Annotated in this window: 8 protein-coding genes; 3 read left to right on the top strand and 5 right to left on the bottom strand. The window is 64.0% G+C overall.

Going from position 1 to position 13,235, the window contains the following annotated elements:
• Positions 1 to 6: 6 nt before the first annotated feature.
• Together AC5ZG1_RS30930 and AC5ZG1_RS30925 are read right to left on the bottom strand one after the other, a co-directional pair.
• Entirely contained in the window at positions 7 to 1,563 is a 1,557-nt protein-coding gene (locus AC5ZG1_RS30930) for a formate dehydrogenase beta subunit (protein WP_496135060.1), read from the bottom strand.
• A complete protein-coding gene (locus AC5ZG1_RS30925) occupies positions 1,560 to 2,036 on the bottom strand; it encodes a formate dehydrogenase subunit gamma (RefSeq protein WP_028167967.1) in 477 nt (158 codons plus the stop codon). The genes AC5ZG1_RS30930 and AC5ZG1_RS30925 overlap by 4 nt, the downstream gene beginning before the upstream one ends.
• A gap of 237 nt (positions 2,037 to 2,273) precedes the next feature.
• Here AC5ZG1_RS30925 and AC5ZG1_RS30920 point away from each other — a divergent pair, with 237 nt between their 5' ends.
• The 3 genes from AC5ZG1_RS30920 to mdoH all read left to right on the top strand — a co-directional run bounded on the left by AC5ZG1_RS30920 (position 2,274) and on the right by mdoH (position 7,073).
• The gene (locus AC5ZG1_RS30920) at positions 2,274 to 3,188 is read left to right on the top strand and encodes a LysR family transcriptional regulator (protein WP_496135059.1); all 915 of its coding nucleotides are present in this window, start codon (positions 2,274 to 2,276) and stop codon (positions 3,186 to 3,188) included.
• Between the two features lie 307 nt (positions 3,189 to 3,495).
• On the top strand, positions 3,496 to 4,950 hold the full coding sequence (locus AC5ZG1_RS30915; RefSeq protein WP_130227484.1) for a glucan biosynthesis protein G: 1,455 nt from the start codon (positions 3,496 to 3,498) through the stop codon (positions 4,948 to 4,950).
• Positions 4,938 to 7,073, top strand: a complete 2,136-nt coding sequence (gene mdoH / locus AC5ZG1_RS30910) for a glucans biosynthesis glucosyltransferase MdoH (protein WP_496135058.1) — start codon at positions 4,938 to 4,940, stop codon at positions 7,071 to 7,073. Before AC5ZG1_RS30915 ends, mdoH begins: the two co-directional genes overlap by 13 nt.
• A gap of 45 nt (positions 7,074 to 7,118) precedes the next feature.
• Here the strand turns inward: mdoH and AC5ZG1_RS30905 are convergent, their stop codons facing one another.
• From AC5ZG1_RS30905 to AC5ZG1_RS30895, 3 genes are all read right to left on the bottom strand, one after another.
• Positions 7,119 to 9,434, bottom strand: a complete 2,316-nt coding sequence (locus AC5ZG1_RS30905) for a sensor histidine kinase (protein ID WP_496135057.1) — start codon at positions 9,432 to 9,434, stop codon at positions 7,119 to 7,121.
• Between the two features lie 197 nt (positions 9,435 to 9,631).
• On the bottom strand, positions 9,632 to 11,005 hold the full coding sequence (locus AC5ZG1_RS30900; RefSeq protein WP_130227485.1) for a cation-efflux pump: 1,374 nt from the start codon (positions 11,003 to 11,005) through the stop codon (positions 9,632 to 9,634).
• Between the two features lie 757 nt (positions 11,006 to 11,762).
• Positions 11,763 to 13,172, bottom strand: coding sequence for an amidase (locus tag AC5ZG1_RS30895; RefSeq protein WP_496135056.1), 1,410 nt, complete (start codon positions 13,170 to 13,172; stop codon positions 11,763 to 11,765).
• Positions 13,173 to 13,235 lie beyond the last annotated feature (63 nt).

Below are 13,235 nucleotides of genomic sequence, written 5' to 3'. Positions count from 1 at the left end.
ATTTTCCTATTCCGCGGCCTCTAAGCGGGCCGGTGCCGGGCCGAAATCATCCCGGAAATGCCTGAGGGCACTCAGCACGGGGTAGGGCGTGAAGCCGCCGAGCGCGCAGAGCGAGCCGAACTTCATGGTGTTGCAGAGGTCCTCGACGAGGGCGAGGTTTTCGGCCACGCGCTCGCCGCGGATGATCTTCTCGATGGTCTCCACGCCGCGGGTCGAGCCGATCCGGCAAGGCGTGCACTTGCCACAGGATTCGATCGCGCAGAATTCCATCGCAAAGCGCGCTTGCTTGCGCATATCGACACTGTCGTCGAACACGACGATGCCGCCATGGCCGATCAATCCGTCGCGTGCAGCGAAAGCCTCATAGTCGAACGGCGTATCAAAGAGAGCGCGCGGGAAGTAGGCGCCGAGCGGGCCACCCACTTGCACCGCGCGCACCGGACGGCCGGTGAAGGAGCCGCCGCCGATCTCGTCGACAAGTTCGCCGAGCGTGATGCCGAATGCGGTCTCGAACAGGCCGCCATGCTTCACATTGCCGGCAAGCTGGATCGGCATCGTGCCGCGTGAGCGGCCCATGCCAAAATCTGCGTAAGCCTTGGCGCCGTTATCGAGGATGAACGGGATCGCGGCGAACGACAGCACGTTGTTGATCACCGTCGGCCGCCCGAACAGGCCCTTGTGTGCGGGCAGCGGCGGCTTGGCGCGCACGATGCCACGGCGGCCTTCGAGGCTTTCGAGCAGCGAGGTTTCCTCGCCGCAGACATAGGCGCCGGCGCCGACGCGCACCTCGAGATCAAAGCTGTGCGCGGAACCGCCGATGCGAGCGCCGAGATAGCCGGCGCGCTTGGCCGCTGCGATCGCGGCATTCATCGCCTCGACCGCATGTGGATATTCGGAGCGGGTGTAAATGTAGCCCTTGGTGGCGCCGACCGTGATGCCGGCGATCGTCATGCCCTCGATCAGCACGAAGGGGTCGCCTTCCATGATCATGCGGTCTGCGAAGGTGCCGCTGTCGCCTTCGTCGGCATTGCAGACGATGTACTTTCGGTCGGCGCTGGCCTGCGCGACCGTCTTCCACTTGATGCCGGTCGGGAAGCCGGCACCGCCGCGGCCGCGCAGGCCGGAGCTGGTGACGTCGGCTAGGATCTCGTCGGGGGAGAGCGTCAGCGCCCGCTCCAGGCCCCTGTAGCCGCCATGGGCGCGATAGTCCTCGACTGAGCGCGGATCGATCACGCCGCAGCGCGCGAAGGTCAGGCGGGTCTGGCGCTTCAGCCACGGGATATCGTCGGCGATGCCGAGGCGCAGCGGATGCGGCCCATCGGCGGCCATCGCATCGAGCAGGGAGGTCGCGTCCGCAGCGCTCACCGGTCCGAACGCGACCCGGCCCGCCGCTGTTGCGACTTCGACCATCGGCTCCAGCCAATACAGCCCGCGCGAGCCGGTCCTGACAATCTCGATCGCGAGGCCGCGCTGCTCGGCGGCGAGCTCCAGCGCCGTCACGACCTCGTCGGCGCCAACGGCGACCGCGCCGGCATCGCGGGGGACAAAGAGTCGCATCGTCATCGCTGCGCCTCCTTCACCAGCGCATCGAGGCGCGCTTCGTCGAGCCGGCCGACCATGCGGCCGTCCAGCATCGCTGATGGCGCGGTGGCGCAGAGGCCGAGGCAGTAGATTGGCTCCAGCGTTACGCGCTCATCGGCCGTGGTATTGCCGAGCGCAACGCCGAGCTTGGCTTCGGCGCGCGCGGCCAGCGCATCGCCGCCGGCGGCCTGACAGGCCTCCGCGCGGCAGAGCTTCAGCACATGACGGCCTGCGGGCGCCTTGCGGAAATCATGGTAGAAGGTGAACACGCCGTGGACTTCGGCACGCGAGAGATTAAGCGCGGAAGCGACCATCGGGATCGCGGGCTCGGGCACGTAGCCGAAGGCCTCCTGCAGCGCGTGCAGGATGACCAGCGTCGCGCCTTCGAGCTTGGCATGCTCGGCGATGATCTCGGCGCCGCGCGCTTCGTTCCAGGGTTCGTAGGCCGACGTCATCCACATCTCTCAAATCGGAGGGTTTTTACTCGCCGCTATGAGAGTTGGAATCGATCTAGATATCAATAAAGCTGTCTCATGCTGCGATCGTGAACAACGATCGATTTGGATATGAAATCGATCGATATACAAATAGAATTGGTAGCAAAACACCTTGTGCGATACGGCTTTTTCTCGTGTTCGTCGCGGTTGTGATCGTTATATTCGAAGTGGCATGCCAGAGCTGATGAGGCCTTCTTGATCGACAAGCTTGAACTCCTGTTGGCGCTCGCAAAGGAGCGGCATTTCGGCCGCGCGGCGGAGGCGTGCGGCGTCACGCAGCCGACGATGTCGACGAGCCTCAAGCAGCTCGAGGATCTCCTTGGCGTGATGCTGGTGCAACGCGGCTCCCGCTTTCAGGGCTTCACGCCCGAGGGTGAGCGCGCGCTCGATTGGGCGCGCCGTATCGTCGGCGATGCCCGCGCGATGCGGGAGGAGATCAATGGGCTGAAGCACAAGCTTTCCGGCGAGATCCGGATCGCGGCGATCCCGACCGCGCTCGGCATGGTGGCTTCACTGACCACGCCGTTTCGCGCCCGTCATCCGGACGTGCGCTTTCGCATCCAATCCTGCACCTCGTCCGACGTGCTGGGCCTCCTGGAGAACCTCGAGGTCGATGCCGGGCTGACCTATATCGAGAACGAGCCGATCGGCAAGGTTCGCACCATCCGTCTCTATGGCGAGAGCTACCGCTTGCTGACGTCGCCCGATGCCATGTTCGGCGATCGCGACACCGTCACATGGAAAGAGGTCGGGCAGGTGCCGCTCTGCTTGCTGACTCCCGACATGCAGAACCGCCGCATCATCGATCGCGCACTTCGTTCGGTCGGCGCGGAAGCAACGCCGACGTTGACGTCGAACTCGCTGCTCGTGCTCTACACCCATGTGAAGACCGGCCGCTGGGCAAGCGTGATGCCGGCAAAGCTTGCGGAGACACTCGGCCTCGCCGATGCCGTGCGCAGCATTCCGATCGTCGACCCTGTCGTGAACTACAGCATCGGCCTGGTGATCCCGCAGCGCGACCCGATGACGCCCTTGATTGCCGCGCTGGTCCAGGTCGCCCGCGAAGTCGCGCCCACGCTGGAGCCGGTATCTCCCAATCATAGCGCGTGACCCACGTGTCACTACGTTGACGCGCGCGTCACGGCGCGGCCGTCAGGGCGCCTGACTGTCTCCTCCAGTTCACATTTCAATCGCCGCTCAATTCAGGCCGTTCTGGCGGCCGAATAGCGGCAGAATGCTGATTTTCCCAAAGCTCCAAGCGATGATTGTCTGAACTGAAATCTCTTCTCGCCTTGCAGCATCGAGGGGAACTTTGCCGACGGCTCGACTGTTGCAATGCTACGCTTGGTTCAAACATCTGGGAGTTCCCGTGAATCGTCGCCAGCTACTGCAAGGCTCGGCAGTGCTGCCGACACTCATGTTGTTTCCCGGAACCGAAGCCGTCGCCGCCGTTCCGTTTGATCCGTCCACCGTCCGGGAACTTGCGCGCAGCCTCGCGAGCAAATCGTTCGAGGCGCCCGATGAAAAGCTGCCGTCCGAGCTGAAGGATCTGAACTACGATCAGTATCGCTCGATCCGCTTCATGCCGGAGCGCGCGCTGTGGCGTGCCGAAAAGCTGCCGTTCCAGGCGCAGTTCTTTCATCGGGGCTTCTTCTACAAGAACAAGGTCAGCATCTTCGAAGTCATCGACGGTCAGGCGAGCGAAATCCGTTATCGCAAGGACGACTTCTCGTTCGGCGACAATGTGCCGGCGTTCGCCGCTGATAATCTCGGCTTTGCCGGCTTTCGCATCCACGCGCCGATCAACAGGCCCGACTATTTCGATGAGGTCTGCGTCTTCCTCGGCGCCAGCTATTTCCGTGCCGTCGCCAAGGGTGAAACCTACGGATTGTCGGCGCGGGGATTGTCGATCGACACTGGAGAGGCGAAGGGAGAGGAGTTTCCTTATTTCAAGGCGTTCTGGCTGGAGCGCCCCGCAGCCAACGCGACCTCACTCGTCATCCACGCGCTGCTCGACAGCAAGAGCTGCGCCGCGAGCTACCGCTTCACCTTGCGGCCCGGCGAGACCACGGTGTTCGACGTCGAGATGTCGCTTTATCCGCGGGCCGATCTCGAGCATGCAGGGCTGGCGCCGATGACCAGCATGTTCTTCTTCGGCCCCAACGACCGCAACGATGTCGACGATTTTCGTCCCTCGGTGCACGATTCCGACGGGCTCGCGATTTTCAACGGCAAGGGTGAAAGCCTGTGGCGTCCGCTGAGCAATCCGCGGGATCTTCAGGTCAGCACCTTCCAGGACCTCAATCCGCGCGGATTTGGGTTGATGCAGCGCGAGAAGAGATTCGCCGCCTATGAGGATATCGAGTCGCGTTTCGAGGCTCGCCCGAGCCTCTGGGTCGAACCGATCGGCGATTGGGGCGAGGGCGGCGTCGTGCTGATCGAGATTCCGACCAAGGAGGAAATCCACGATAACATTGCAGCGTTTTGGCGGCCCAAGGCGCCGCTGAAGGCGAAGAGCGAAAACAATTTCACCTATCGCCTGCACTGGGGCCCGGATATGCCGAAGCCTCATTCGCTCGCCCGCTTCGTACGCACCGGTATCGGCGCGCGTGGCGAGGACAGCAAATTGTTCGTGCTGGATCTGGTCGGCGACAACCTGAAGGCAATCGATCCCAGCAGCATCAAGGGCGTCGTGAGCGCCGAGAAGTCCGAGATCACCAACATCGTCACCCAACCGAACCCCGACACGGGTGGGTGGCGGCTCAGTTTCCAATGCGCGGTGAAGAAGGATACGCCCGTCGAGCTTCGGGCCTTGCTGGTGCAAGACGATAAACCTCTTTCCGAAGTGTGGGTTTATCGATGGGCTCCGTAGCGACGTCGTCGCCGCTGGCGCCGGACGCGCTGGCGGGCGGGTTCCTGCCACGCGAAGATCCGCTCGAGATGATCACATCGGACTTCGCGCGCGCGCCGCAGGCGACGCGGCAGCCTGTACCGGTGGCGTCAAGCATGTGGCGGCGGCGGACGTTTGTCTTTGCAGCCACTATCGCGCTCACCGGCGCCGGCGCGTACGAGATGTACAAGGTGCTCGAAGTCGGGGGCGTGACCGTCCTGGAATGGATGGTGCTCGCGCTGTTCGTGACCTTGCTCGCCTGGATCGGCTTCTCGTTTGCTTCCGCTCTTGCGGGCTTTTTCGTCCTGCTCGGCAGAGGAGGGAACGCGCTGCAAATCGCCGCCAGCGGTTCCTTGCCTGATATCGCGAGCCGGACGGCGGTTCTGCTGCCGACCTATAATGAAAACGAAATCCAGTTGATGGCCCGGCTGCGTGCGATCTACGAGTCCGTCGAGGCGACCGGGCATGGTGAGCACTTCGACTGGTTCGTGCTGAGCGACAGCACCGATCCCGATATCTGGATCGCCGAGGAGCGCGCTTTCCTGAAACTGCGGCAAGCCTGCGGTTCCGATCGGCTCTATTATCGTCACCGCGCCAACAACGTCGCGCGCAAGTCCGGCAATATCGCCGAGTGGGTTTCCCGCTTCGGCAGCGGCTATCAGTTCATGATCGTCCTCGATGCCGACAGCCTGATGACCGGCGAGACGATGGTGCGGATGGTCCATGCGATGGAGGCTAATTCTGCGGCCGCATTGCTGCAGACGCTGCCGATCATCGTCAATGCGCGAAGCCTGTTCAGCCGCCTGCAGCAATTTGCCGGCCGGCTTTACGGGCCGATGATCGCCGCGGGCGTAGCCTGGTGGCACGGCTCCGAAGGCAATTATTGGGGGCACAATGCCATCATCAGGGTGGCAGCGTTCGCCGAGGCGGCCGGGCTGCCGGAGTTGCACGGACGAAAGCCGTTCGGCGGACATATCCTGAGCCACGACTTCGTCGAGGCCGCGCTGATGCGCCGCTCCGGCTGGGGCATCTATATGGCGCCGACGCTCGGCGGCAGTTTCGAGGAAGTGCCGCCTTCGCTATTGGATTTCGCGGCGCGCGACCGGAGGTGGTGCCAGGGAAACCTGCAGCATCTCGCCGTGTTGCCGACGCGCGGACTGCACTGGATTTCGCGCCTGCATTTCATGACCGGGATCGGTTCGTATATCACTGCGCCGCTGTGGTTTACGTTCCTGCTGCTCGGCATACTGATCTCGTTGCAGGCCCGCTTTGTCCGCCCCGAATATTTTCCGAAGGGGTTTGCGCTGTTTCCCAACTGGCCTGCGCAGGACCCCGTGCTCGCGGCCTGGGTGTTCGGCGCCACCATGGCGCTTCTGATCGTGCCGAAACTGCTCGGCTTCCTGTTGCTGTTGACGCAGCGGGACACGCGGCGGCGGTTCGGCGGCGCCATTCGCGCTTTCCTCGGTGTCATCGTCGAAGTGCTGATCTCCGCCATGATCGCACCCGCGATGATGGTGTTCCAGTCGATCGCGGTGATCGAGATCCTGATTGGCCGTGATGCCGGATGGCAGACGCAGCGCCGTGACGACGGCTCGGTCGAGCGGCGCGAGCTCTATCGCAAGTATGGAGTGCCTACGGCCTTCGGCGTACTGATGGCCGCGAGCGCCTACGCCGTCTCTCTGCCGCTGCTGTTGTGGATGTCGCCGGTCATCGTCGGGCTGTTGTTTGCCATTCCGATCGGCGCCTATACGGCGAAGCCGCGGATGAAGGCGCTGTTTGCGACACCGGAGGAAGTCGCGCCGCCGGCCGTGCTGGTCCGTGCGAACGAACTGGCGGCATCGCCTTCGGTTGAGCGTGGCCGTGCGCTGGTCGAACTGCAACGCGACCCGCAATTCCTGACGCAGCATCTCCGCTCGCTCCCACCACCGGCGCGCCGGCGACCGCAGGAAATCGACCCGCAGCTCGCAACAGCCCGCGCCCGCGTTGAGGCGAGCGACACCTTCGAGCAGGCCGTCGCCTCTCTCACCGCGCGCGAGACGTTGGCGGTGTTGAACGACCGGGCGTTGCTTGAGAGCGTCCTGCAGTTGCCGGCCAAGGCCGCCTGACGATCGTCGTTCCGGGTTTGACCCGGGACGACAGCGGTGCAACAGCTACGCCGCCTCCCGCATCCTCGCCGCAAAGGCGTTGCGTGGCAGGGCGATGCGGACGACGGTGCCGACGCCGAGCTTGGAGCGCAGCTTCATCGAGCCGCCATGCAGGCTGGTCAGCGAGCGTGCGATCGCAAGGCCGAGACCCGAGCCCTGATAGGTCTTGGTGAGCTGGCTCTCGACTTGCTCGAACGGCTTGCCGAGGCGCTGCAGTGAGTCCTGCGCGATGCCGATGCCGGTGTCGGCGATCAGCATCACGATTTGATCGTCCAGCACCTGGCTGCGCACGATCACCCGGCCGCTGTCGGGCGTAAACTTTACCGCATTCGAGAGCAGGTTGACGACGATCTGCTTGATCGCGCGGCGATCGGCCACCACGGGAATCGTGCGTTCGATGTCGGCATCGAGCGTGAGCTGCTTGGCCTGGGCGCGTCCAGACACCACGCGCAGCGATTCCGCGAGCGTCCTCGACAGATCGAGCGGCTCCAAATCGAGCTTCATGCGCCCGGCTTCGATCTTCGACATGTCGAGGATGTCGTTGATGACGTCGAGCAGATATTTGCCGCTGGTGAGGATGTCGTGGCAATATTCCTGATACTTGTCCGAGCCGAGCGCGCCGAACATGCCGCTGCCCATGATCTCGGAGAAGCCGATGATGGCGTTCAGTGGCGTGCGCAGCTCGTGGCTCATATTGGCGAGGAATTTCGACTTGGCGGCGTTGGCTTCCTCGGCGCGGGTCTTCTCCTGCGAATATTTTTCCGCGAGGTCGGCGAGCTCGATCGCCTGCCGCTCGAGCTCGGTCTGCGAACGCTTCAGATCGACGACGGTGGCGCGCAGGCGCAGATCGTTGTCGACGAGCTTCTGCTCGTGGGCCTTGATGCGGGTGATGTCGGTGCCGACCGAGACGTAGCCGCCGTCCTTGGTGCGGCGCTCGGAGATGTGCAGCCACTTCCCGTCGTCGAGCTGCGCCTCGAAGGTGCGCGCGCCCGGCATCGGCACGCCGGCCTCGTGCAACCGCGTGCGGACCTCCGGCATGCTGCCGACCTCGATCACGGTCTCGTAGGAGGTGCCAGGGGCAACGGCCGAATCCGGCAATTTGTGCAGGCGCTGGAAGTGCGAGTTGCAGAGCACGAGGCGGTCCTCGGCATCCCAGAGCACGAAGGCTTCCGGAATGGTCTCGATGGCGTCGCGCAGCCGCAGGTCTGCTTCAACAGTTTTTTCGGCGAGGCTCTTCTGCTCGGTGATGTCGACCGCGATGCCGATCAGGTGCAGGCCGCCATCGGCCGATGCGTGGCTGAGCTCGCAGCGCACGCGCAGCCAGATCCAGTGGCCCTCGGTGTGCTGCATGCGGAACGACTGGTCGATGTGGTCGATCTTGCCGGAGATGAGCTGGTCGGCGATGTCGAACAGATCGATGTCGTCCGATTTCACCAGCGCGTTGACCTCGCCGAAGGTCAAAAGGTCGTTGCGGGATTCGAGGCCGAGCAGGGTGAACATCGACTGCGACCAGAAGATGCGACCGCGCGAGAGGTCCCAGTCCCACAGGCCGCAGCGGCCGCGGTTGAGCGCGGTGTCGATTCGGCCGCGGACGGCGTCATTGATGAGATCGCCCTCGCGGGCGCGGGTCGACTGCCAGTGGAAGGCGAAGCCGAGGATGAGCACGACGAAGCCCGTGGTCGCCGAGAGCGTGACCGAGAGCGCGGCGTCCGATCCCCAGATCGGCTCGTTCATCTCCTGGATCACGACCACCTGGCCGGGCAGCGATTTCACCTGAACCGAAATGGCCAGCGCGCTGTCGCCGTTCGGCAGGATCATGTCGGCGAGGATACCCTGCTGGCTCGGCGCGACGAGCAGTTGCGCGGTGGAGACGATGTCGAACACACGGTCGTTCTCGCCGAGCCCGTCGATCGGGGCGCGGGCGAGCACGCGATGATCGACGCTGGTGACGATGACATGGCGGCCCCTGGCGATGCCCCAGGACGGAATGAGGTCGGGCAACAGGTTCTGCAACTGCTCGATATTGCCAAGGTGTTCGCGGCGGCTCGAGGTCAGGCGATCGAGCCGCTCGGCGAGGATATCGGAGAGGGCGGAGAGATCGCGCTTCAGGGCGGCGCGCTTCTGCCGGCTCTGGTCGACCACCTGGACGAAGGCGCCGAGGCAGATCGTGATCAGGAAGGCGATGATCAGCGTGGGCACGGCCCGGCGCAACGCAGGCTCAGCGGTCAAGAGCCTGTGGTAGTCTGGTTTCGCGATCGATTGCGCCAATCCCTTGATCGAATCGGATTGAACGCACGCGTTCGCCGCATGCGCACGCGTCATGCCCTAGACCCCCACCGCAATCTGATTTGCCACACAGTTCGGAAGCCAACCCCACGTTGCTCCCGAATCATTATGATTTGAATCCAGTTTTCCCGGCGTGTCGAGAGTCAACGATTCGTTAATGCGAAATAATTCTTGTCCAAGACAGAATCGCGGCTCGCAAACCGAGTCCGAAACGAGAACGTCGATGTGTGTTCCTACCTGTGCGGCGGCTCGGCGTGGCTGATGACGCGCTTGATGGTGGGGAAGGCGCGGCGCAGCGCGCGCTCGATCGCGTCGACTTCCTCGTGCACCTTGATGACGCTCATCGACGGCGCGGCGCGGCAGTGGAAGTTGACGATCTCGCCGGCGTCGGAGTCGCGGACGCGCACATTGTGGATGTCATGGATCGGGCCGTCGGCGGCAAAGCGCGTCAGCGCCTGTCTGATGGTCTCGACGCGATCGGGCGCGGCGTTGCTGCCCCACGGCAGTTCCGGCTCGAGCGGCTCGATGTGGGTGTCGACTTCGACGTCCTCGCCGAAGTCCTCGCGGATCGCGCGTTCGAGATCGTGGGCGATGGCATGGGCCGCGGTGAGTTCCATCTCGCCGTCGACCTCGAGGTCGATGCTGACGATCAGCTTCTCGCCGAGCGCGTGCACGGTGACGTGATGGATGGCAAGCCCGGAATTGCGCGCGATCACCATGATGCGCTCGCGCACGCTCTCATTGTCGCGCGCGACCGGCACCGCGGTGAAGGTGAGGTCGGCATCGCCGAGCACGCCGGCGACCGCGGCCTGCGCCCTGCGCTTGATCTCCTCGACGCGGTCGATCGGAATGGTGCGCGGCACCTTGGCGATGGCGTCGATGAAATAGGTCGGGCCGACCATGCGCACGCGCAGCCGCTCGACCTCGACCACACCAGGCACGTTCCGGATCGCCGCGGTCGCCTTCTCAAGCGCGCCTTCCGGCGCCCGGTCGGTCAGCGTCTCCACGGTCGAGCGCGCCATCCGCAGGCCGAGCAGGGCGATCATGACGGCGACGGCGATGGCCGCGGCGGCGTCGCCCCACCAGAAGCCGAGGCCGGCCAGCACGAGGCCGATGATGACGGCGAACGAGCCCATCACGTCGGAGGCGAAATGCAGCGCGTCGGCGGCGAGCGCCTGGCTCTTGGTTTCCCGCGCGGCGCGATGCAGCGCCCGCGCCCGCCAGAGATTGACGATGATGTCGATGATGAGGACCACGAAGGGGATCGCGGAGATTGACGGCGGCGGCGCGCCTTCGCTCAGCCGGCTATAGGCCTCGACCAGGATGCCGCCCGCGAGCACGTAAAGCAGGGCGATCACGCCGAGCGCGGAGATGCTTTCGAGCTTGCCGTGGCCGTAATGATGCTCTTCGTCCGCGGGCAGGTCGGACACCCGCACCACCGCCCAGGTGATGATGGTCGCGATCAGGTCGACCGAGGAGTGCAGGGCCTCCGAAATCAGCGCCAGCGATCCGATCGCGATCCCGACGACGAGTTTCGCCGCGGCCATGCCACCGCTGGCAAAGACCGAGATCGCTGCGACCGAGGATTTGACGTTGTGAGCGCTCATCGCCTGCGGTGTAGCAGCCCACCCGCCAACATCAAGCGCCGATCGCAGTCGCAATCGCTACTCACTCGCAGCTGCAGGTTGTTGCGAATTATTCCGAATCCAGAAAATGTTTCGCGTGAGTTCACCAGACACATTTCAGATGCAGGTCCACAGTCTCGCGGCGCGTTTCACCCGAGCTTTGCAAAATCATTCGCCCAGAACCAAGAGGGCGCAGGGAACGCCGGGTGCGCGCTGCACCCGCGGTCTCGTGTGCATAAGTGCAGAAAGAAGTGCACACGAGCATACAGGTTCAGCGGAGACACTCCGGCATTCCCTGCGCAATGGTTTTACGGCTTATATCGTGCTCTCCCCGGTGAGGCCGGGCTTCTTGCCACCGTCGCCCGTGAGAGGCGTTGGCTTCTCACGGACTTGACGCCAGCGTCGGGGCGTCAGGACCACACGACTTCGCCGTCCGCCTCATGCGCACTCGTCCGTTGCGCAATCCGCGTCCACCGCATCCCACCGCAACACTCGTGACGATCGCGAAGCGCCCCTCAATCGGGTGAGACGCGCGGATTAATAGACTGATTTGCATTTCGGAAAAACAGAAATATTTTTTCTGCGCGGACTGGACAGGATTTGCTGATTTGCCCGTCGAAGAGAGAACGGATGAGACGGCGCAAACTCCGACTTCCAGTCGATTGTTGATTCAGTTAACGCCGGCATCGCTACGGAGTCACACGATGCCGGCGCTCGCGTTCGGTTAGAGGTCTTCTTCTCAGAGGTTCGGATGCAGGTCTCGCACGGTGCTCACGTTCTCGAGTAGGGAGGCAAGATGCAGGATAGTCGACTCGGCGAGCCAGCTTCCGACAAGCTGCACGTTGATCGGCAGTCCTTCCTTACTGGTGCCGAACCGCATCGACAGCCCGGGCAACCCGGTGACGTTGAGCGGCACGGTGGCGCCCTGGAGGAAGGTGGCGTCCACGGTCTTGCCGTTGATGACGAACTCTGCGACGCCATGCTTGTGGGCCGGGATCGGCAAGACCGGGGTGATTAGCGCGTCGTATGTCCTGAAATAGTCGGCATAGCCGTCGCGCAGCCGCTCGGCGGCCTGCTCCGCGTCGATGTAGTCCTTCATGGACGTGTCGGGCAGCGAGAGCATGGTCTTGGCCATTTTATAGAGCTCGCCCTGACTGCGGCCGGCGGTCGCCTCCGCGAATGCAGGCTTCATCTCCATCACGTGAAGGCGGTTGAACACGTCGAGGGCGAAGTCGCGCTCGAGCGCCGGGATGCGCACCGGCTCCACGAAAGAGCCCAGGTCCTTGAGCGCCTCCGCGGCCGTCTTCACTGTGTCCGCGACCTCGGGGGCCACCGGCCCGAAGCCGGGCTCGACCAGCCAGCCCACCCGGAGCTGACGATGGGGCGAGCGCCCGACCCCCGCATCGAACTGCGCGGTGCTCGTTGCGAAAGCGTCTTGGCCGTCAGGGCCGGCCAGTTGCGAGAAGGCGAGCGCGAGGTCGCGGACACTGCGTGCCATGGGACCAACATGCCAGAAGCGGCGCGGCGCGCGCGGCCAGATCCCAGTCATGGGCACACGCCCATGCGTTGCCTTGAGGGAGACGATCCCGGTCTGCGCGGCCGGACCGCGCACCGAGATCGCAAGGTCGGTGCCCAGTCCCAGCGGCGACATGCCGGCCGCGATGGCCGCGGATTCACCGCCGCTCGAGCCCCCCGGCGTGCGGGTCAGATCCCAAGGATTATTCGACCTGCCGGAGAGCAGATTGTCGCTTTCGATCCAGTAGGAGAACTCGGGAAGGTTGGTCTTCGCGAGCAAGATGCCGCCCGCCTTCTTCATGCGTGCGACGCTGGTCGCGTCGATCTCGGGAACGCGTCCCTTGAAGATCGGCGAACCGCGCTGGGTCGCCACGCCTGCAGTGTCGATCGAGTCCTTCACCGTGAAAGGCACGCCATGCAGCGGCCCGAGCTCCTCGCCGGCGACGATCGCCTTCTCCGCCACCTTGGCTGCTTCGAGCGCATCGTCGGCGAGCGTAACAATCGCGTTGATCTTCGGGTCCACGGCCGCGATGCGATCGAGGTGTGCCTGCACGACCTCCAGTGGCGACAGCTCCTTTGTGCGGATCAGTTCGGCCAGCTTGGTGGCGTCGGAATAGATGATGTCGGTCTTCATGCATGTTGCCTACCTAACACTTGGTAGGGTGCAGTTATCTCTTCCAAAACCTGGCGTCAACCC

The organism is Bradyrhizobium sp. Leo78 (genome assembly GCF_059512425.1).
This window is presented reverse-complemented; position numbering and strand designations above follow the sequence as displayed.

What these genes read in the sequence shown, in the direction of transcription:
- AC5ZG1_RS30930 (WP_496135060.1), bottom strand. Translation starts at nt 1,563, where the DNA reads ATGACGATGCGACTCTTTGTCCCCCGCGATGCCGGCGCGGTCGCCGTT.
- AC5ZG1_RS30915 (WP_130227484.1), top strand. Translation starts at nt 3,496, where the DNA reads ATGTTGTTTCCCGGAACCGAAGCCGTCGCCGCCGTTCCGTTTGATCCG.
- AC5ZG1_RS30900 (WP_130227485.1), bottom strand. Translation starts at nt 11,005, where the DNA reads ATGAGCGCTCACAACGTCAAATCCTCGGTCGCAGCGATCTCGGTCTTT.
- AC5ZG1_RS30895 (WP_496135056.1), bottom strand. Translation starts at nt 13,172, where the DNA reads ATGAAGACCGACATCATCTATTCCGACGCCACCAAGCTGGCCGAACTG.
- AC5ZG1_RS30925 (WP_028167967.1), bottom strand. Translation starts at nt 2,036, where the DNA reads ATGACGTCGGCCTACGAACCCTGGAACGAAGCGCGCGGCGCCGAGATC.
- mdoH (WP_496135058.1), top strand. Translation starts at nt 4,938, where the DNA reads ATGGGCTCCGTAGCGACGTCGTCGCCGCTGGCGCCGGACGCGCTGGCG.
- AC5ZG1_RS30905 (WP_496135057.1), bottom strand. Translation starts at nt 9,434, where the DNA reads ATGACGCGTGCGCATGCGGCGAACGCGTGCGTTCAATCCGATTCGATC.